General features: G+C 70.1%; 11 protein-coding genes and 1 pseudogene. 4 read left to right on the top strand and 8 right to left on the bottom strand.

Translation table 11 applies throughout. The features are described 5' to 3' along the window. The first annotated feature begins 5 nt into the window (after positions 1–5). From M2157_RS15970 to M2157_RS15960, 3 genes are all read left to right on the top strand, one after another. Positions 6–434, top strand: coding sequence for a MerR family transcriptional regulator (locus M2157_RS15970; protein ID WP_059211407.1), 429 nt, complete (start codon positions 6–8; stop codon positions 432–434). Further along, positions 431–763 carry a thioredoxin family protein gene (locus tag M2157_RS15965; RefSeq protein ID WP_280862492.1) on the top strand — a complete coding sequence of 111 codons (333 nt, stop codon included), beginning with the start codon at positions 431–433 and terminating at the stop codon, positions 761–763. The genes M2157_RS15970 and M2157_RS15965 overlap by 4 nt, the downstream gene beginning before the upstream one ends. A gap of 131 nt (positions 764–894) precedes the next feature. Continuing rightward, a complete protein-coding gene (locus M2157_RS15960; RefSeq protein ID WP_280868210.1) occupies positions 895–3,183 on the top strand; it encodes a UvrD-helicase domain-containing protein in 2,289 nt (762 codons plus the stop codon). A gap of 41 nt (positions 3,184–3,224) precedes the next feature. On the opposite strand, the gene glgB is transcribed toward M2157_RS15960, so the two are convergent. From glgB to M2157_RS15935, 5 genes are all read right to left on the bottom strand, one after another. Beyond that, positions 3,225–5,720 carry a 1,4-alpha-glucan branching enzyme gene (glgB, locus tag M2157_RS15955; protein ID WP_280862491.1) on the bottom strand — a complete coding sequence of 832 codons (2,496 nt, stop codon included), beginning with the start codon at positions 5,718–5,720 and terminating at the stop codon, positions 3,225–3,227. A gap of 32 nt (positions 5,721–5,752) precedes the next feature. Further along, the gene (locus tag M2157_RS15950; RefSeq protein ID WP_280865553.1) at positions 5,753–7,141 is read right to left on the bottom strand and encodes a maltokinase; all 1,389 of its coding nucleotides are present in this window, start codon (positions 7,139–7,141) and stop codon (positions 5,753–5,755) included. Positions 7,142–7,237: 96 nt separating this feature from the next. Beyond that, positions 7,238–8,938 (bottom strand): maltose alpha-D-glucosyltransferase, encoded by a 1,701-nt coding sequence (gene treS / locus M2157_RS15945; RefSeq protein WP_280862489.1) that lies wholly within the window; start codon positions 8,936–8,938, stop codon positions 7,238–7,240. After that, the gene (locus M2157_RS15940; protein WP_280862488.1) at positions 8,935–11,025 is read right to left on the bottom strand and encodes an alpha-1,4-glucan--maltose-1-phosphate maltosyltransferase; all 2,091 of its coding nucleotides are present in this window, start codon (positions 11,023–11,025) and stop codon (positions 8,935–8,937) included. The genes treS and M2157_RS15940 overlap by 4 nt, the downstream gene beginning before the upstream one ends. A 216-nt stretch (positions 11,026–11,241) precedes the next feature. After that, complete coding sequence (locus M2157_RS15935; protein WP_280862487.1) at positions 11,242–12,444, bottom strand: S8 family peptidase; 1,203 nt, start codon at positions 12,442–12,444, stop codon at positions 11,242–11,244. A 292-nt stretch (positions 12,445–12,736) separates the two neighbouring features. Here M2157_RS15935 and M2157_RS15930 point away from each other — a divergent pair, with 292 nt between their 5' ends. Then, positions 12,737–15,355, top strand: coding sequence for a glycosyltransferase family 1 protein (locus M2157_RS15930; RefSeq protein WP_280865552.1), 2,619 nt, complete (start codon positions 12,737–12,739; stop codon positions 15,353–15,355). A gap of 30 nt (positions 15,356–15,385) precedes the next feature. On the opposite strand, the gene M2157_RS15925 is transcribed toward M2157_RS15930, so the two are convergent. From M2157_RS15925 to M2157_RS15915, 3 genes and pseudogenes are all read right to left on the bottom strand, one after another. Further along, positions 15,386–15,895: a DUF1990 domain-containing protein gene (locus tag M2157_RS15925; RefSeq protein WP_280862485.1), complete on the bottom strand. Its 510-nt coding sequence runs from the start codon at positions 15,893–15,895 to the stop codon at positions 15,386–15,388. A gap of 74 nt (positions 15,896–15,969) precedes the next feature. After that, entirely contained in the window at positions 15,970–17,637 is a 1,668-nt protein-coding gene (locus tag M2157_RS15920; protein ID WP_280865551.1) for a M4 family metallopeptidase, read from the bottom strand. 292 nt (positions 17,638–17,929) lie between these two features. Next, a pseudogene (locus tag M2157_RS15915) lies at positions 17,930–19,988 on the bottom strand (M4 family metallopeptidase). Between the last annotated feature and the right edge of the window lie 101 nt (positions 19,989–20,089).

The raw sequence follows: 20,089 nt of genomic DNA, 5'->3' as shown, positions 1-20,089 counted from the left end.
TAGGCATGCGAATCGGCGAGCTGGCCGCACGGGCCGGGACCACGACGCGGACGCTGCGCTACTACGAGGCGCGGGGCCTGCTGCCCGCGCGGCGCGGCCACAACGGATACCGGACCTACGACGAGGACGACCTGAAGCTGCTCCGGCAGATCCGGACGCTCCAGGACTTCGGGTTCGACCTGGAGGAGACGCGGCCGTTCGTGGAGTGTCTGCGGGCCGGTCATCCCGAGGGCGATGCGTGCCCCGCCTCGCTCGCGGTCTACCGGCGCAAGCTCGGTGAGCTGGACGCGCTGATCGGCGAGTTGCAGTCCGTGCGCGCCCAGGTGGGGCAGCAGCTGGAGCGGGCCGAGCGGGCGCGGGACGGGCTGGCCGCCGACGCGGAGGTTCCGGGGGGTCCGGAGCCGCAGTGCGAACTGGGAGGGATCCACAGGTGATCAGGGCAGCGGGTGTGGCAGAGGTGACGGACACGGACTTCGAGACGGAGGTGCTCGGTTCTGAACTGCCGGTGCTGGTGGAGTTCACCGCCGACTGGTGTCCGCCGTGCCGGCAGATGAAGCCGGTGCTCACGGCTCTCGCCGCGGAGGAGGGCGAGCGGCTCAAGGTGGTCCAACTGGACGTCGACACGAATCCGCTGACCACGAACGCCTACAAGGTGTTGTCGATGCCCACCTTCATGGTGTTCCGGGGCGGGGAGCCCGTGCGGTCGATGGTGGGGGCGAGGCCCAAGCGGCGGCTGCTGGAGGAGCTGACGGACGTTCTGTGACCTGTCTCGTGACCTGACGCAATACAGAGAAATCCCCCGAGCGATTGCGCTCGGGGGATTTCTCTGCGTATATTCAATGATTCGCGACTTCATATGCATTAGGTCGCAAAGAGGCTCAGTGAGCACAGTATATCCGGGCGGGAGTGGAATTGTCAAACACCGGTTTTCCGGACGATGAATTGCGGCAGGAACAGGAATTCATCGACGGGCTGTACGCACATGTGGACGCCCTGCGCGGCGACACCGAGGTCTCCGTCACGGACGCGCTCGCCCAGGGCAACACCCCCATGCAGGCGCGCCTCGAGCGGGACATCCTGGTCGCCGAGCGCTCGGGGTTGCTGGCGGCGCTGAACGCGGTCGACGGCTCGCTCTGCTTCGGCCGGATCGACCTCATCTCGGGCACCACCCATCACATCGGCCGGATCGGACTGCGCACCGAGGACGCCGAACGCACCCCGATCCTCATCGACTGGCGGGCCGGCGTCGCCCGCCCCTTCTACCTGGCCACCGGCCACACCCCGATGGGCCTGCGCCGCCGTCGGCACATCGGCACCGAGGGCCGCCGGGTGACCGACCTGCACGACGAGATCCTCGACCTGGGCGACCAGGAACGGACCGGCCACGAGGACCCGACCGGCGACGCCGTGCTGCTCGCCGCGCTCAACACCGCGCGCACCGGCCGCATGAGCGACATCGTGCAGACCATCCAGGCCGAGCAGGACGAGATCATCCGCGCACCCCACCGCGGGGTGCTGGTGGTCGAGGGCGGACCCGGCACCGGCAAGACGGCAGTCGCCCTGCACCGGGCCGCGTATCTCCTGTACGAACACCGGGAGTTGCTGGCCAAGCGTGCCGTGCTGATCGTCGGCCCCAACCCCGCCTTCCTCGGCTACATCGGCGAGGTGCTGCCCTCGCTGGGCGAGACCGGTGTGCTGCTCGCGACGGTCGGGGAGCTCTTCCCCGGTGTGAAGGCGACGGCGACCGACAGCCGCGCGGCGGCCGCGGTGAAGGGGCGCGCCGCCATGGCGGACGTCCTCGCCGACGTCGTACGCGACTGGCAGGCCCTGCCCGATCCGGTGATCGCGATCGAGCACGACCGCGAGATCCTCATGCTGGACGACGGTCTGGTGAAAGTCGCCCGTGAGCGCACCCGGGCCGCCCGGCTGCCGCACAACGCGGCCCGTGAGCACTTCGAGGGCCACATCCTCAACACGCTCACCGACATGGTCGCCGAACGCATCGGCACGGATCCGTTCGACGGCACGAATCTGCTCGACCCGAGCGACATCACGCAGATCCGCGACGAGCTCGCCGAGAACCCCGAAGTCTGGGCCGCCATCGACCAGTTGTGGCCACGTCTGACCCCGCAGCGGCTGGTCGCGGACTTCCTCGCCGATCCGGTCGGCTACCTCCCCGACGAGGACGCGGCGGCCATCCGCCGCCCGGTGACCCGGGGGTGGACGGTGGCGGACGTACCCCTGCTCGACGAGGCGGCCGAACTCCTCGGCGTCGACGAACGGCTGGCCCGGGCCCGGGCCGAGCGCGAGCGGGAGACACAGGTCGCGTACGCGCAGGGCGTGCTGGACGTGTCGTACGCCTCGCGGACCTACGAGTTCGACGACAAGGACGAGGAGGACTCCGAGGTCCTGTCCGCGCACGACATCATCGACGCCGAGCGGTTCGCCGAGCGGCAGGAGGAGGACGACCACCGCAGTGCCGCCGAGCGCGCGGCGGCCGACCGCACCTGGGCGTTCGGGCACATCATCGTCGACGAGGCGCAGGAGCTGTCGCCGATGGCCTGGCGGCTGCTCATGCGGCGCAGCCCGACCCGTTCGATGACCCTGGTCGGCGACCCGGCGCAGACCGCGGAGGCGGCGGGCGTGGGTTCGTGGCAGCAGATCCTGGAGCCGTACGTCGAGGACCGCTGGGAGCACGCCCGGCTGGGCGTCAACTACCGCACCCCGGCCGAGATCATGGAGCTCGCGGCGGCCGTGGTGCGCGCCTCGGACCCCGGGTTCGAGCCGCCGAGTTCGGTGCGGTCGACAGGGGTACGGCCGTGGGTGCGCGCCACCGACGACCTGCCCGGCGCGGTCGCGGAGGCGGTGAAGGAGCTGACCCCCGCCGAGGGGCGGCTCGCGGTCATCGCCCCGCGCCATCTGCACCGCAGGCTGGCGGCCCGGCTCGACGGGGTGACCGCGGGCGCGGAGCCGGACCTGACGCGGACCGTCGTACTCCTCGACCCCCGCCAGTCGAAGGGCCTCGAGTTCGACTCCGTGCTCGTGGTCGAGCCGGGGCTGTACGGCACGAGCGACCTCTATGTGGCGCTGACCCGGGCGACCCAGCGGCTGGGGGTGCTGCACACGGGCCGGTTGCCGAAGGCACTGGCCGACACATCCGTCTCAGGGATCACCGAGCCGTAACAGGTCCCGCCATGGTCACCGAGGCCCGGGCCCGGCCGGCGCTACGCCGGCCGCAGCCACACCGTCCCCAGTGGCGGCAGCGTCAGCTGGATGCTGGCCGGGCGGCCGTGCCAGGCCTGGGGGTCCGGCTTCACGATGTCGGGGTTGGTGACGTCGCCGCCGCCGTACTTGGCCAGGTCGGTGTTCAGGGACTCCAGCCAGGCCGGGACGTCGTCCGGGGCGCCCAGGCGGTAGTTGGGGCGGACCACCGGGGAGAGGTTGGAGACCGCGAGGAGCGGGGACCCCTCCGCGTCGTAGCGGAGGAAGGCGAAGACGTTGTCCTCGGACGCGTCGCCCACGATCCACTGGAAGCCCGAGGGGTCCGTGTCGCGCTGCCAGAGGGCCGGGGTGTGGCGGTAGACGACGTTCAGGTCGCGGACCAGGTCGCGGACGCCCCGGTGGTCGGCCTCCGCGCCGTACGCCGGGTCCAGGAGCCACCAGTCGGGACCGTGCGCCTCCGACCACTCCGCGCCCTGGGCGAACTCCTGGCCCATGAAGAGGAGCTGCTTACCGGGGTGGGCCCACATGAAGGCCAGGTAGCCGCGGAGATTGGCCCGCTGCTGCCACCAGTCGCCCGGCATCTTCGAGACCAGTGAGCGTTTGCCGTGGACGACCTCGTCGTGGGAGATGGGCAGGACGTAGTTCTCGCTGTACGCGTACACCATCGAGAACGTCATCTCGTGGTGGTGGTACTTGCGGTGCACGGGTTCATGGGACATGTAGTCCAGTGAGTCGTGCATCCAGCCCATGTTCCACTTCAGGCCGAAGCCGAGGCCGCCGAAGCCGCCCGGGCCCATGTGGTGCGTCGCGCGGGTGACCCCGTCCCAGGCCGTGGACTCCTCCGCGATCGTCACCACGCCCGGGACCCGCCGGTAGACCGTCGCGTTCATCTCCTGGAGGAAGTCCACCGCGTCCAGGTTCTCCCGGCCGCCGTGCACGTTCGGGACCCACTGGCCCGGCTCGCGCGAGTAGTCGAGGTAGAGCATCGAGGCGACCGCGTCGACCCGCAGGCCGTCGATGTGGAACTCCTCGCACCAGTAAACGGCGTTCGCCACCAGGAAGTTGCGGACCTCACGGCGGCCGTAGTCGAACTCCAGCGTCCCCCAGTCGGGGTGGGCCGCGCGCAGCGGGTCCTCGTGTTCGTACAGGGTGCGGCCGTCGAACTCGGCGAGCGCCCAGTCGTCGCGCGGGAAGTGCGCCGGCACCCAGTCCATCAGTACGCCGATGCCGGCCTGGTGGAGGGCGTCGACGAGGTACTTGAAGTCGTCGGGGGTGCCCAGACGGGCCGTGGGCGCGTAGAAGCCGGTGACCTGGTAGCCCCAGGAGCCGCCGAAGGGGTGCTCGGCGACCGGCATCAGCTCGACGTGGGTGAAGCCGAGGTCCTTGACGTACGCGGGGAGCTGCTCGGCGAGCTGACGGTAGGTCAGGCCGGGGCGCCAGGACGGCAGATGGATCTCGTACACCGAGAAGGGAGCCTCGTGCGCGGGGGCGCCCTCAGCACGGCGGGCCAGCCATTCCCCGTCCCCCCACTCGTGATGCGAGGCGTGGATGATCGAGGAGGTGTTGGGCGGGACCTCCGTGCGGCGGGCCAGCGGGTCCGCGCGCAGGGTCTTCGAACCGTCGGGGCGGGTGATCTCGAACTTGTACAGCTCGCCCTCGCCGACACCGGGCACGAACAGCTCCCAGATGCCGGTGGAGCCGAGCGAGCGCATCGCGAACGCCGACCCGTCCCAGAAGTTGAAGGTGCCCGCCACCCGCACACCGCGCGCGTTCGGCGCCCACACCGTGAAGCGTGTTCCCGTCACGCCCTGGTGGGTCATGGGCTGGGCGCCCAGCGCCGTCCACAGCTGCTCGTGCCGGCCCTCGCCGATCAGATGCAGGTCGAGGTCGCCCAGCGCGGGCAGGAAGCCGTACGCGTCCTCCGCGTCCTGGACCGTCTCCTCGTACGCCACGAGCAGCCGGTAGGGCGGGACCTCCCGCAGCGCCAGCAGGCCGGAGAAGAAGCCGTCGCCGTCGTCGTGCAGTTCGGCCCGCACGTCCCCGGCCACGACCGTGACGGCCCGGGCGTACGGGCGGAACACCCGGAAGGCCACCCCGCCGGGGACCGGATGCGCGCCGAGCACCCCGTGCGGGTCGTGGTGGGTGCCCGACAGCAGCCGGTCGCGGTCGACGGCGGGTACCTCCGGCGAGACCGGGACCACTGCGGCCACCTCCGGTGGCGACGCCGGGACCGGTGCGGCGACCTTCTTCGCCTTCGCGGGCCCCTTCTTCGCGGTCTTCGCGGCGGTCTTCTTGGTGACGGCCTTGCTGACGGCGTTCTTCTCGGCGGCCTTCTTCGCCACGGCCTTCTTCGCGGGCGCCTTCTCGGCCACCGGATCCGGCTTCTTCGTGGCGGCCTTCTTGGTCACCGCCTTCTCCGCGGCCTTCTTCACGCTCTTCGCCGCTTTCGCGGCCGAGTTCTTCGGGTCCGAACCGCTGGGGGTGGGGCGGGGGGTCACTGGGGAGCCTCCTCGGCGAAGGTCAGGTCGGGTCAGATCAGGTCGGACGACGCGTACCGCGCCACCGCGGCCATCGGCACCTGCAGCCAGTCCGGGCGGTGCCGGGCCTCGTAGACGACCTCGTAGATCGCCTTGTCGGTCTCGTACGCGCGCAGCAGTACCGGGTCGGTCCGCGGGTCCACGCCGCTGACCTCGGCGTATCCGGAACAGTACGCGGCCCGGCACGTCTCCGCCCAGCCCTGTACCGGCAGGTCGGTCGAGTGTGCCGCGTAGTCGAAGGAGCGCAGCATCCCGGCGATGTCCCGGGCCGTGGGCTGCGGCAGCCGGCGTTCGGAGAGCGACTTGGACGGCTCGCCCTCGAAGTCGATCAGCGACCAGTGCCCGGTCGCCGAGCGCAGACACTGGCCGAGGTGGAGGTCGCCGTGGATGCGCTGGGCGGTCCAGGTGCTGCCCTCGGCGGCGAGATCACCCAGCGCGGTGAACGCGGAGTGCAGGCCCGGCGCGTGCGGCCGGAGCGCGGGGACCGCCTGTACGGCCGCCTCCAGCCGCTCGATCATGCCGTCGACGAGCTGTTGCAGCTGCTGGTGCCCCAGCGTCACGGTCGGCAGCGCCCGGGCGAGCGCGGTGTGCACCTCGGCGGTGGCCCGCCCGAGGGCGTGCGCCTCGGCGCCGAAGTCCTCACCCTTCGCCAGCTCCCGCAGGGCCAGCTCCCAGCCGTCCGAAGCGCCCTGCACGAAGGGCTGGAGCACCGCGAGGGTGTACGGCTCTGCGGCCAGCTCCGCCTGCAGCCACCCCGTCGGCGCGGGCACCCGGGGGCAGCCCTCCCGGGCCAGGGCCAGCGGCAGCTCCAGGTCGGGGTTGACGCCGGGCACGATCCGGCGCAGGAGTTTCAGGATGAACGTATCTCCGTAGACGATCGACGAATTCGACTGCTCGGCGGTCATCACCCGGGCCACCAGCCCCTCCCGGATCTCCTGCTGCGGGTCCCGCCCGAAAGACAGCCCGCCGATCCGCGTCCCGGAGCGGATCGCTTCCAGGAGCAGTTCGGCGGGCAGTGGGTCGTAGAGGGCGTCGTACGCGGTACGGCCGGTGAGCGGGCCCTCCTCGACATGACCGATCAGCGCGGGCGCCAGCCGGGGCGGCAGCGCCTCGCGCAGGCCTATGAGCAGCTGGTAGCAGTCCCCGGGGTGCGTCGGGGCGCCCACGGTGAGCGGCTGGTGGGCGCGGACCAGCAGGTGGTACAGACCGAGCTTGGCCGTGGGAGGCAGCAGCTCGGTGGCCGCCACCAGCGAGAACCCGGTGACCGGGCGCCCCTTGCCCGCGAACCAGCGCTGCCGCGGCAACCACTCGCGCAGAAGTGGATCAAGGGAGGCGAGGAGGCCTGGACTTGTCGTGGCGGTACGGGTGACGGCTTCCGACATGGCGTGGCGTCCTTTCCCCGGGCTGGCTGATCGGGGTGTTACTGATGCGTGCCCCGGGCGGGGCGGTGGAAACCGCCTCGCCCGGGTCCTCGTCGGCTAGGCGGCGTCCTTGCGGAGCCGGAACCAGTAGAAGCCGTGCCCGGCGAGGGTCAGCAAGTACGGCAGCTCACCGATGGCCGGGAACCGCACCCCGCCGAACAGCTCGACGGGGTGCCGTCCGTTGAAGGCACTCAGGTCCAGCTCCGTCGGCTGCGCGAACCGGGAGAAGTTGTGCACGCACAGGACCAGGTCGTCCTCGTACTCCCTCAGGAACGCGATCACCGCCGGGTTCGACGACGGGAGCTCGGTGTAGGAGCCGAGGCCGAAGGCGGCGTTCTGCTTGCGGATCTCGATCATCCGACGGGTCCAGTGCAGCAACGACGAGGGCGACGCCATCGACGCCTCGACGTTGGTGACCTGGTATCCGTAGACCGGGTCCATGATGGTCGGCAGATAGAGCCGCCCGGGGTCGCAGGAGGAAAACCCTGCGTTACGGTCCGGTGTCCACTGCATGGGGGTGCGTACGGCGTCGCGGTCGCCGAGCCAGATGTTGTCGCCCATGCCGATCTCGTCGCCGTAGTAGAGGATCGGCGAGCCGGGCAGGGACAGCAGCAGGGCGGTGAAGAGCTCGATCTGATTGCGGTCGTTGTCGAGCAGGGGGGCGAGCCGCCGCCGGATGCCGATGTTGGCGCGCATACGCGGGTCCTTCGCGTATTCGGCCCACATGTAGTCGCGTTCCTCGTCGGTGACCATTTCGAGGGTGAGCTCGTCGTGGTTGCGCAGGAAGATGCCCCACTGGCAGTTCGACGGGATCGCCGGCGTCTTGGCGAGGATCTCCGAGACGGGGTAGCGCGACTCCCGCCGGACCGCCATGAAGATGCGGGGCATGACCGGGAAGTGGAACGCCATGTGGCATTCGTCGCCGCCGCTCTCGAAGTCGCCGAAGTAGTCGACGACGTCCTCCGGCCACTGGTTCGCCTCCGCCAGCACCACCGTGTCCGGGTAGGAGGCGTCGATCTCCTTGCGGACCCGCTTGAGGAACTCGTGGGTCGCCGGAAGGTTCTCGCAGTTGGTGCCCTCCTCCTGGTACAGGTAGGGCACGGCGTCGAGCCGGAAGCCGTCGATGCCGAGGTCCAGCCAGAACTTCAGCGCGGAGATCATCTCCTCCTGCACGGCCGGGTTCTCGTAGTTCAGATCCGGCTGGTGGGAGAAGAAGCGGTGCCAGAAGTACTGCTTGCGGACCGGGTCGAAGGTCCAGTTGGAGGCCTCGGTGTCGACGAAGATGATCCGGGCGTCCTGATACTGCTTGTCGTCGTCGGCCCACACGTAGTAGTCGCCGTAGGGGCCGTCGGGGTTGGCGCGGGACTCCTGGAACCACGGGTGCTGGTCGCTGGTGTGGTTCATGACGAAGTCGATGATCACGCGCATGCCGCGGTGGTGGGCGGCGTCGACGAACTCCACGAAGTCGGCGAGGTCACCGAACTCCGGCAGGACGGCGGTGTAGTCGGAGACGTCGTAGCCGCCGTCCCTGAGCGGTGACTTGAAGAACGGCGGCAGCCACAGGCAGTCGACGCCCAGCCACTGCAGGTAGTCGAGTTTGGCGGTCAGCCCCTTGAGGTCGCCGACGCCGTCGCCGTTGCTGTCCTGGAAGGAGCGGACGAGGACCTCGTAGAAGACGGCCCGCTTGAACCAGTCCGGGTCCCGGTCCTTGGCGGGGGTGTCCTCGAAGGTGTCGTGGACAGGCTCGTTGACGATCATGTTGTGGGTGACCCTCCGATCTGCGGGGTGGACGGTCGCAGGACGGTGAGGATGTGCGCGGGGCGAGTGCCCGGTTCCAGACGCACGTAGTTCGCCCTGCCCCAGTGATAGGTCTCGCCGGTGAGCTCGTCGCGCACCGGCACCGACTCGTGCCATTCCAGGCCGAGTTGCGGCATGTCCAACGAGACCGTGGCCTCCTGGGTGTGGTGCGGATCGAGGTTCACGACCACCAGAACCGTGTTCGAGCCGCTCCGCTTCGAGTACGCGATCACCGAATCCTTGTCCGAGTGATGGAAGTGGAGGTCGCGCAACTGCCGCAGGGCCGGGTTGTCCCGCCTGATCGTGTTGAGCTGGGTGATCAGGGGGGCGAGGCTGTCGGGGCTGTCCCAGTCGCGGGCCTTGAGCTGGTACTTCTCCGAGTTCAGGTACTCCTCGCTGCCCTCCCGCACCGGGGTGTTCTCGGCGAGTTCGTAGCCGGAGTAGATGCCCCAGGTCGGCGAGAGGGTCGCCGCCAGCACCGCGCGCAGGGCGAACGCGGGACGGCCGCCGTGCTGGAGGAACTCGTGCAGGATGTCGGGGGTGTTGGCGAAGAAGTTCGGCCGCATGTAGGAGGCCGCCTCACCGGAGAGCTCGCTCAGGTACTCGGTGAGTTCTTCCTTGGTGGTGCGCCAGGTGAAGTAGGTGTAGGACTGCTGGAAGCCGATCTGGGCCAGGGTGTGCATCATCGCCGGGCGGGTGAACGCCTCGGCCAGGAAGATCACGTCCGGGTCGCCGGCGTTGATGTCCGCGATCACCCGCTCCCAGAACACCACCGGCTTGGTGTGCGGGTTGTCCACCCGGAAGATCCGCACCCCGTGGTCCATCCAGTGCCGCAGCACCCGCAGCGTCTCCGCGATCAGGCCTTCCAGGTCGGCGTCGAAGGCGATCGGGTAGATGTCCTGGTACTTCTTGGGCGGGTTCTCCGCGTAGGCGATGGTGCCGTCCGGGCGGTGGTGGAACCACTCCGGGTGCTTGTGCACCCAGGGATGATCCGGCGAGCACTGCAGGGCGAAGTCCAGCGCGATCTCCAGACCCAGTTTCCCGGCCTCCTGCACGAACCAGTCGAAGTCCTCGAGCGTGCCCAGGTCCGGGTGCACCGCGTCATGGCCGCCCTCCGGCGAGCCGATCGCCCACGGCACGCCCACATCGTCGGGACCGGCGGACAGGGTGTTGTTGCGGCCCTTGCGGAAGGTGCTGCCGATCGGGTGGATCGGCGGCAGATAGACCACGTCGAAACCCATCGCCGCGATCGCCGGCAGCCGCCGCGCCGCGGTACGGAACGTGCCGTGCGGCCGCTGCGGCGTGCCCTCCGAGCGGGGGAAGAACTCGTACCACGACCCGAACAGCGCCCGCTCCCGCTCCACCAGCAGCGGCAGCGTCTCCGACGCCGTGATCAACTCCCGCAGGGGGTATCGCGCCAGTACCTCGTCCACCTCGGGCGTCAACGCGGCCGCGAGACGGGCGGCGGCGGGCCGGGTGTCGTCGCGGAGGGCGCGGATGGCCGCGAGGATCACGCCGTTGCGGCCGTCGTCGGGCACGCCGGCGGCGGCCCGCTCGTAGAGCCGGGCGCCCTCCTCCAGGACCAGCTCGGTGTCCATGCCCGCCGGGATCTTGATCTGGGCGTGGTGCCGCCAGGTGGTGACGGGGTCGCCCCAGGCCTCGACGGTGAAGGTCCACAGACCCGGGCTGCCGGCGGTGACGGTGGCACCCCAGCGATCGGTGCCGGGGGTCAGTTCGTGCAGGGGGGTCCACGGTCCGGCGCGGCCTTCCGGATCCTTCAGTACGACATTCGCGGCGACCGCGTCATGGCCCTCACGGAACACGGTGGCCGAGATCTCGAACGTCTCGCCGGTGACCGCCTTGGCGGGCCGGCGCCCGCGCTGGACCACCGGGCGGACGTCGAGGACGGGTATGCGCCCGATGGCCGGAGCCGGTCCCGCTGGTGTGGAGGGTCGCTCCTGGCGCGGTGGGCCGGGGTCGAGGGGACGCGTGGTGGATGCGTCGGTGCTGGACGTCGGGGGTGCTGACGAGTGGTGCGTGGCGGGCATGACCGCTCCTGTCCGCGTCAACTTTGGGTGGGCGGATGGATGTGGGGAGGGGGTCCTGCGTGGCGTACCGGTGAACCTACCTGAGGCGTGTACCGCAGGAGCCTTCCCACCCTATTCGGGTAGGCAATCCGGCACTTTGTTAACTACTCGCGCGTATGTCTTTACACAAAACCGGCCCCGTTCTTGCCGAACGGGGCCGGTGTTCGGACACATCCCCTAGGAACCAGGGATCTGCAGGACTTTGTTCGGTGAACCGAGCCCCCTACCGGACACCTTCCCGGTGGCCGCCAGCTTCACCAGCGCTTTGCCAACCTGTGCCGGAGTGGCCTTCGGGTGGCCGGCGAGGTACAGCGCGGCCGTGCCCGCCACGTGCGGGGTCGCCATCGACGTACCCGAGTAGGTCGCCCTGGCGGTGTCGCTCGTGATGCCCGCGGAAGTGATCGAGACCCCTGGTGCGAACAGGTCGAGGGCGGATCCGTAATTGGAGAAGCCCGCCCGGGTGTCCTTCGTGTCGGTCGCGCCGACCGTGATCGCCTGCGGCACGCCGGCGGGCGAGTAGAGCCCGGCCGGCAGACCGTCGTTGCCCGCGGCGACCGCGTAGGTCACCCCGGACGCGATGGAGGTGCGGACGGCGGCGTCCAGCTGGGCGTTGTGATAGCCGCCCAGGCTGAGGTTGGCGACCGCCGGCTTCCGCGCGTTCTTCGTCACCCAGTCGATACCGGCGATGACCTGGGCGGTCGTGCCCGAGCCGTTGTTGTCGAGGACACGTACGGCCACCACCTTCGCCTTCTTGGCGACGCCGTACCTGGTGCCGGCGACGGTGGCCGCCACGTGGGTGCCGTGGCCGTTGCCGTCACCCGCCGATCTGTCGCCCCCGACGAAGTCCCAGCCGTAGGCCGCCCGCCCCCCGAAGTCCTTGTGGGAGATCCGGATGCCCGTGTCGATCACGTAGACCGTCGTCCTGGCGCCCGCCGACTCCGGCCAGGTGTAGGACCTGTCCAGCGGCAGCTTCGGCTGGTCGAGGCGGTCCAGGCCCCAGGACGGCGGGTTCTTCTGGGTGTTCTCCAGGGTCACCCGGGTGTCCTGGACGACCGAGGCGACCCGTGAGTCCGCCGCGAGCCGCCTGGCCTGTCTCTCGTCGGCCCGGATCGCGTAACCGTTGAGTACCGTGCCGTAGGTATGGCTGATTCTCGCCCCGTACTTCTCGGCGAGGCCTTTTCCGGTCGCCGACGGAGCCTTCGTTCCCCCCTTGAGTGTCACCAGGTAACTCCCGCTGACGGAACCGGGCTCTCCGGCGCCGAGTATCCGCCCCTCCGGTGCGGCGTGCGCGGGCAGGGTGATGGCCGAAAGTGCGGCGGTACAGCTCACCGCGGTCAGGCCCCCCACCCAGCGCAGACGCCGTTCTCGCGTCCGTGCCATGACTTGAGTTCCCCTCCTCAGCTCGGCGTACGGCAGCCGTGGGCCGCCGGGTGCACCCGGCGCCGGCCTGCACGCCATGGGGAAGCCTCTCGTGCGGTGTGAAGTACGACAAGAACGCCTGTGGGGGTGGAATCGGCCATATCGGCTATGGGGGATGTGGGGAGGTTGCGGCGATTTTCGGACCGGTCCTGGGGTGCAGCCCCCACCACGGGCGACATCAACGCCGATACCGTTGTCGGAGACGACGACGCACACCGCCGTGCGTCCTCCAGCGAACGCGCTGAGGTGGCAAGTGAAGGCTATCCGTCGATTCACCGTCCGACCCGTACTGCCCGAGCCCCTCCGGCCGCTGAGCGACTTGGCGCGCAATCTGCGCTGGTCCTGGCACGCGGAGACGCGTGATCTCTTCCAGTCCGTCGATCCGGAGCACTGGGCCGCGTCGGGCGGTGATCCCGTACGGCTGCTCGGCAGCGTGCGGCCCGCCCGGCTCGCCGAGCTCGCCGAGGACCGCCGCTTCCTGCGCCGGCTCACCGCGGTCGCCGACGATCTCCACGACTACGTCACCGGGGAGCGCTGGTACCAGACCCACACCGGTGAACTCCCCGCCGCCGTCGCCTACTTCTCGCCCGAGTTCGGCGTCACGGCCGCCCTGCCGCAGTACTCAGGCGGCCTGGGAATCCTGGCGGGCGACCATCTGAAAGCGGCCAGTGACCTGGGCGTACCGCTGATCGGCGTCGGTCTGCTGTACCGCCACGGCTACTTCCGCCAGTCCCTGTCCCGGGACGGCTGGCAGCAGGAGCACTACCCGGTCCTGGACCCCAACGAGCTGCCGGTGGCGCTGCTGAGGGAGGCCGACGGCACCCCGGCACAGGTGTCGCTGGCCCTTCCCGGCGGCAAGCAGCTGCACGCCCGGATCTGGCTCGCCCAGGTCGGCCGGGTTCCCCTGCTGATGCTGGACTCCGACGTCGAGGAGAACGACCTCGGCGAACGCGGGGTGACCGACCGGCTCTACGGCGGCGGCAGCGAACACCGCCTGCTCCAGGAGATGCTGCTGGGGATAGGGGGTGTCCGCGCCGTACGGACGTACTGCCGGCTGACCGGCCACGCCGGCCCCGAGGTCTTCCACACCAACGAGGGGCACGCCGGCTTCCTCGGCCTGGAGCGGATCGCCGAACTCTGCGACCAGGGGCTGGACTTCGACGCCGGCCTGGAGGCGGTCCGGGCGGGGACCGTCTTCACCACGCACACCCCCGTCCCGGCCGGCATCGACCGCTTCGACCGGGAGCTGGTCGCCCGGCACTTCGGTCCCGACGCCGAGCTCCCGCGCATAGACGTGGGCCGGATCCTCGCCCTGGGCATGGAGACCTACCCCGGCGGCGAACCCAACCTCTTCAACATGGCCGTGATGGGCCTGCGCCTCGCCCAACGCGCCAACGGGGTCTCGCTGCTGCACGGGCAGGTCAGCCGGGAGATGTTCTCCGGACTCTGGCCGGGATTCGACCCCGAGGAGGTGCCGATCACCTCCGTGACCAACGGGGTGCACGCCCCGACCTGGGTCGCGCCCGAGGTGTTCCGGCTCGGTGCCCGGCAGATCGGCGCCCAGCGCACCGAGGACGCGCTGACCGTCGGCGGCTCGGACCGCTGGGACGCCGTGGGCGACATCCCCGACCAGGACGTCTGGGAACTGCGCCGCTCTCTGCGGGAGCAGCTGGTGGTGGAGGTACGGGACCGGCTGCGGGCCTCCTGGCGGCAACGCGGCGCCGGGACGGCGGAGCTGGGCTGGATCGACGGCGTGCTGGACCCCGACGTCCTCACGATCGGATTCGCGCGCCGCGTCCCGTCGTACAAGCGGCTGACCCTGATGCTGCGGGACCGCGACCGGCTGATGGACCTGTTGCTGCACCCCGAACGCCCGATCCAGATCGTGGTGGCGGGCAAGGCGCACCCGGCGGACGACGGCGGCAAGCGCCTGGTCCAGGAGCTGGTGCGGTTCGCGGACGACCCACGGGTCCGCCACCGGATCGTCTTCCTGCCCGACTACGGCATGGCGATGGCGCAGAAGCTGTACCCGGGCTGCGACATCTGGCTCAACAACCCGCTGCGGCCGCTGGAGGCGTGCGGCACGAGCGGGATGAAGGCGGCGCTGAACGGCTGCCTCAACCTCTCCGTCCTGGACGGCTGGTGGGACGAGTGGTTCCAGCCCGACTTCGGCTGGGCGATCCCGACGGCGGACGGCGTGGGGACCGACCCCGACCGCCGTGACGACATAGAGGCCGACGCCCTCTACGACCTCCTCGAACAGCGGGTGACCCCCCGCTTCTACGAGCACGGACAGGGAGGCCTCCCCGACCGCTGGATCGAGATGGTCCGCCAGACGCTCACCCTGCTGGGCCCGAAGGTCCTGGCCGGCCGCATGGTCCGCGAGTACGTCGAACGCCTGTATGCCCCGGCGGCCCAGGCCCACCGCACGATGGCCCCGGACGTGGCGCGAGAACTCGCGGAGTGGAAGTCCCGGGTGCGGGGGGAGTGGCACGGCGTGACGGTCGACCACGTGGAGACCACGGCCGCGACCACCACGGCCGAACTCGGCACCACGCTCGGCCTCAGGGTCCACGTGGGCCTCGGCGCCCTCGGCCCGGACGACGTGGAGATCCAGGCGGTCTCCGGCCGGGTGGACGAGGAGGACCGCATCGCGGACGCGGCGACGGTCCCGCTGAAGTCGGTCGGCGGCCCGGACGCGGAGGGCCGGTGGGTCTACGAGGGCCCGCTGTCCCTGGACCGCACCGGACCCTTCGGCTACACGGTCCGCATCCTGCCCTCGCACCGACTGCTGGTGTCGGGCGCGGAGCTGGGGCTGGTGGCGGTGCCTTCGGAGGAGGTGGTGGAGGGGGCGGGGGTGCTCCTGCGGTGAACCGCGGGGACGCGGGCCGGGCCTCTCCGCTCAGCCCGCGTCCTCCCCGCCGCACAGTTTCCGCAGCGCCGTCCCGCACTTCCGCGCGTACGCGTGCTGCAGCCCCCGGGTCGCCGGGCCCCCCGCCCGGGCGTACCACTTGGCGGCGCGGCTGAACGCCGACACCGTCAGCCACACCGTCCCGTCACCCGTGCGGTCGACGACGAAGGACTCCTCGCCGGATTCGGGGTGGCCGGTGAGGGTGCCGTAGGCCCAGCCCGCGCGGCGGTGTTCCTCGACCGTCCAGACGACTCGGCAGGGGGCCCTGATGACGCCCGCGAGGGTGACCGTGACGTCCACGTCGGGGGCCGCGCGGTCCGCGGTGGCGTCGATGCCCACGCCCAGGGCGCGGTGCATCTCCCAGGTCAGGACCGCCTCGGAGGCCTTCTGGAAGACGTCGTGACCCTCGCCTATGCGGGTGCGTACGTGCAGGGGGTGGAAGCCGGGCGGGCAGAAACCGCTCCGCCGGGTCGCGCCGACGTCGTCGTACGTGAAGGACATGGGACCCAAGAGTAGGGCGGTACCCGGAAATGCCTTCGTTCCGGGTACCGCCCGTCAAGCCGGCCTCTCGCGGACTAGCTCACGTTGACCGCGGACCAGGCCGCGGCCACCGCCTTGTACTCGGTGCTGGTGGAGCCGTACAGGGCGGACGCCGCGGAGAGCGTGCCCGTGCGTGCCGCCTTGTAGTTGGTCGTCGACGTGAAGTACGTCGTCAGCGCCTTGTACCAGATCTGCAGGGCCTTGGCGCGGCCGATGCCGGTGACCGTGGAGCCGTTGGACGTCGGCGAGTTGTACGACACGCCGTTGATCGTCTTGGCGCCGCTGCCCTCCGAGAGGAGGTAGAAGAAGTGGTTCGCCACGCCCGACGAGTAGTGGACGTCCAGGTTGCCGACCGACGAGGACCAGGAGTCCGCCGAGCCGCCGTCCTTGCTGGGCTTGTCCATGTAGCGCAGCGGGCTGCCGTCGCCGTTGATGTCGATCTCCTCGCCGATGAGGTAGTCACCGACGTCGTTGGAGTTGGCCGCGTAGAACTCCACACCCGTGCCGAAGATGTCGGAGGTCGCCTCGTTGAGACCGCCGGACTCGCCGGAGTAGTTCAGGCCCGCCGTGTTCGAGGTGACGCCGTGGCTCATCTCGTGGCCTGCCACGTCCAGCGAGGTCAGCGGGTGCGTGTTGGACTCGCCGTCGCCGTACGTCATGCAGAAGCAGCTGTCGTCCCAGAACGCGTTGACGTACGCGTTGCCGTAGTGCACCCGGGAGTAGGCCGCGACACCGTTGTTCTTGATGCCGCTGCGGCCGAAGGTGGACTTGTAGAAGTCCCAGGTGGTCGCCGCGCCGTAGGCGGCGTCGACGGCCGCCGTCTGGTCGGTGGTGGAGCTGGAGGCGGCTCCGGTGCCCCACGTGTTGTCGGCGTCCGTGAAGAGCGTGCCCGCGGAGGAGCTGGTGCCGTGGGACTTGTTGTACGTCTTGTGGCTGCCGCGCGTGCCGTCGGTCAGCTGGTACGTCGACCCCGACAGGGTGGTCTCCAGGCTGACCGTGCCCGAGTACAGGCTCTTGCCGGTGCCGGTGGCGTTCTCGATGCCCTGGTACTCGAAGAGCTTCTTGCCGGTGGCGGCGTCGGTGATGACGTGCAGCTGGTTCGGGGTGCCGTCGTCCTGGAAGCCGCCGACGATCGTCTCGTAGGCGAGGACGGGGGTGCCCGAGCCGGCCCAGATCACCTTGCGCGCGCCGTCCGCCGCGGTCTTGTCCGAACCCGCGGCCTTGGCGATGGTCAGCGCCTGCTTCTCGGCCTTGGCGACGGTGACCTTCGGGGTCAGGGAGGCGACTCTGATGGTGGCCTTCGTCGCCTTGGAGACACCCTCGGTCGCACCGGACTTCGACTCGTGGACGACCAGGTCGCCGCCGAGGACGGGCAGACCGTCGTAGGTGCGCTCGTAGCGGGTGTGGACCGTGCCGTCGACGTCCTTCACGACGTCCTTGACGACCAGCTTCTCCTTGGCGCCGAGGCCTATCTCCTGGGCCGTGGAGCCGGCCTCGGCCTGCTGCTCCTTGATGAGCGAGGTGCGCGCGGCCGCGGACAGCTGGATCGGGGTGCCCGCAGCGGCGGCCTTGCCTGCGCTCTCCGCCGGGGTCACGGCGGCGGCGCTGCCGGTGGTCAGACCGGTGGTGAGCAGGGCTCCGGCCGCGACAGCGGTGGCGATGGCCAGAGTGGTGCGCTTGTGACGCGCGTAGAGGGGGGTCACACAAGCTCCTTCGTGGGGGAGCCCGGAGGGCGTGGGGTTGCCTTCCGGGGTGGTTGTGAAGTTGTGCGGCGGTTGTGAGGAAGCGTGGCATCAAGGCGCGTACATGTCATGACCCTCAAGTGATGTTGGCCGAAAGTCGATCAGTGGGTGAACATTGCAGTGATGTAAAGCCGGTTGACCTGGCAAAGCCCCAACAAGACATCAGTCATGGGATGGCAAAAAGAGGGCGCCGCCCCGGGGAGTCGAACCACCGGGGCGGCGCCCTGTCCGTGTGCCTGTCGGTCGCGCCGGCCTACGGGAAGGTGAGCTTCCAGCTGTTGATGTAGCCGGTGTCCTGGGCCGCGTTGTCCTGGACCCGCAACTGCCAGGTGCCGTTGGCGACCTCGGAGGAGGCGTTGACCGTGTACGTGGTGTTGAGGTTGTCGGTGCTGCCGCCGGTGCCGTACGCCTTCAGCGTGTACGCCGTACCGTCCGGGGCGATCAGCTGCACCCGGAGGTCACCGATGTAGGTGTGCACGATGTCGACCGCGACCGCGAGGTTCGACGGCGCGTTGCCCGTGCGCCCGGACACGGTGATCGGCGAGTTGACCGCCGCCCCGTTGTCCGGAATCGATACGTCGGTGGTCGACTCGAACGAGGTGCCGCCACCGCCGCCACCGCCGGGGCCGCGAGCCGACCGCCACGCCCGCCCAGGCGTTCGCCACGGCCGTGTACTCGGCGCTCGTCGTGCCGTACAGCTCACCCGCCGCCGCGAGGGTGCCGGTGCGGGCGGCCGCGTAGTTGGTCGTGGTCGTGAACTTCGTGGTCAGTGCGCGGAACCAGATCTTCTCCGCCTTGTCCCGGCCGATGCCGGTGACCGGAAGGCCGTCCGACGTCGCGGAGTTGTAGGTGACACCGTTGATGGTCTTGGTGCCACTGCCCTCCGACAGGAGGTAGAAGAAGTGGTTCGCGGGGCCGGACGAGTAGTGGACGTCCACCGACCCGATCCCCGAGTACCAGCTGTCCTTGGACGCGCCGTCCTTGCTCGGCTTGTCCATGTAACGCAGCGGCGTCCCGTCGCCGTTGATGTCGATCTCCTCACCGATGAGGTAGTCACCGACGTCGGAGGAGTTGTTGGCGTAGAACTCGACGGCCGTGCCGAAGATGTCGGAGGTCGCCTCGTTCAACCCGCCGGACTCGCCCGAGTAGTTGAGTCCCGCGGTGTTCGACGTGACGCCGTGGGTCATCTCGTGACCGGCCACGTCGATCGACGTCAGCGGGTGGGTGTTGCCCGAGCCGTCGCCGTACGTCATGCAGAAGCAGCTGTCCGACCAGAACGCGTTGACGTAGTTGTTGCCGTAGTGGACCCGGGAGTACGCCCCGACACCGTCACCGCGGATACCCGAACGCCCCTGCACGTTCTTGTAGTAGTCCCAGGTGAGCGCGGCGCCGTAGTGCGCGTCGGCGCCCGCGGTCTCCGCATTGGACGCGCTGCCGTTGCCCCAGATGTCGTCGGGGCCCGAGAAGAGGGTGCCGGTGCCGGAGGTGCCGCGGTTGAGGTTGTACGTCTTGTGGCCGCCGCGCGCCCCGTCGGTCAGGTTGTACGTCGACCCGGACTGGGTGGTGCCGAGGGTGACCGAGCCGCTGTACATGGTGTTGCCGGTGCCGTTCTCGATGCCCTGGTACTCGAAGAGCTTCGCGCCGGTCGCCGCGTCCGTGACGACGTGCAGCTCGTTCGGTGTGCCGTCCTCCTGCAGACCGCCGACGACTGTCTCGTACGCCAGGGTTGGCGTGCCGTTGCCGGCCCAGATGACCTTGCGCGGGGCGCGGTTGACGTCGGGGGTCTTCGCGTCCGCCGCCTTCGCGGCCTTCAGGGCCTGCGTCTCGGCCTTGGCGGCGGGCAGCGCGGCCGTGGTCGTGGCGGGCCTGATGGCCTTCTGGGTGGCCTTGACGACCGCCTCGGTCGCCCCGGACTTCGCGGTCTCCACGACCAGGTCGCCGCCGAGGACGGGCAGGCCGTCGTAGGTGCGCTCGTAGCGGGTGTGGAGCGTGCCGTCGCCGTCCTTGACGACGTCACGGACGACCAGCTTCTCCTTGGCGCCCAGGCCGAGGTCCTTGGCGGTGTCCGCCTTGGTGGCGTTCGCCTCGCGGATCAGCTCGGCGCGCTGGGCGGGGGTGAGCTTGAGGGACTCGGCGCCCGGGATCACCTTGCTCGCGGCCGACGGTGCCTTCTCCGGGGCTGCGGTGGCGGCGCCCGACTGGACGGCCGCGGCGATCAGGGCCGAGACACCGACGAGGGCCACGGCAGCGGCCCTGCGGTGCAGGGCGCGGGGGGTGCGGGGGGTGCGTCTGTGGGAGGAACTGTCTCTCAACACTGACTCCTTCTGCGCGGCCGCGGATCGCGCGGCCAGGGGAGACCGGACGGTGGGTCGACCGTCCGGGCGGTACGCGGAACGAGGTGCAGACGGCCGCG

The sequence above is a fragment of the Streptomyces sp. SAI-127 genome (genome assembly GCF_029894425.1).
Lineage (GTDB): Bacteria > Actinomycetota > Actinomycetes > Streptomycetales > Streptomycetaceae > Streptomyces.
Note: the sequence above shows the minus strand (reverse complement) of the source record. Positions and strands in the feature narration are given on the sequence as shown.

Bases quoted from the DNA above. Each gene is read 5' to 3' on its own strand.
- M2157_RS15970 (WP_059211407.1), top strand. From the start codon at position 6: ATGCGAATCGGCGAGCTGGCCGCACGGGCCGGGACCACGACGCGGACG.
- M2157_RS15950 (WP_280865553.1), bottom strand. From the start codon at position 7,141: ATGTCGGAAGCCGTCACCCGTACCGCCACGACAAGTCCAGGCCTCCTC.
- treS (WP_280862489.1), bottom strand. From the start codon at position 8,938: ATGATCGTCAACGAGCCTGTCCACGACACCTTCGAGGACACCCCCGCC.
- M2157_RS15940 (WP_280862488.1), bottom strand. From the start codon at position 11,025: ATGCCCGCCACGCACCACTCGTCAGCACCCCCGACGTCCAGCACCGAC.
- M2157_RS15935 (WP_280862487.1), bottom strand. From the start codon at position 12,444: ATGGCACGGACGCGAGAACGGCGTCTGCGCTGGGTGGGGGGCCTGACC.
- M2157_RS15925 (WP_280862485.1), bottom strand. From the start codon at position 15,895: ATGTCCTTCACGTACGACGACGTCGGCGCGACCCGGCGGAGCGGTTTC.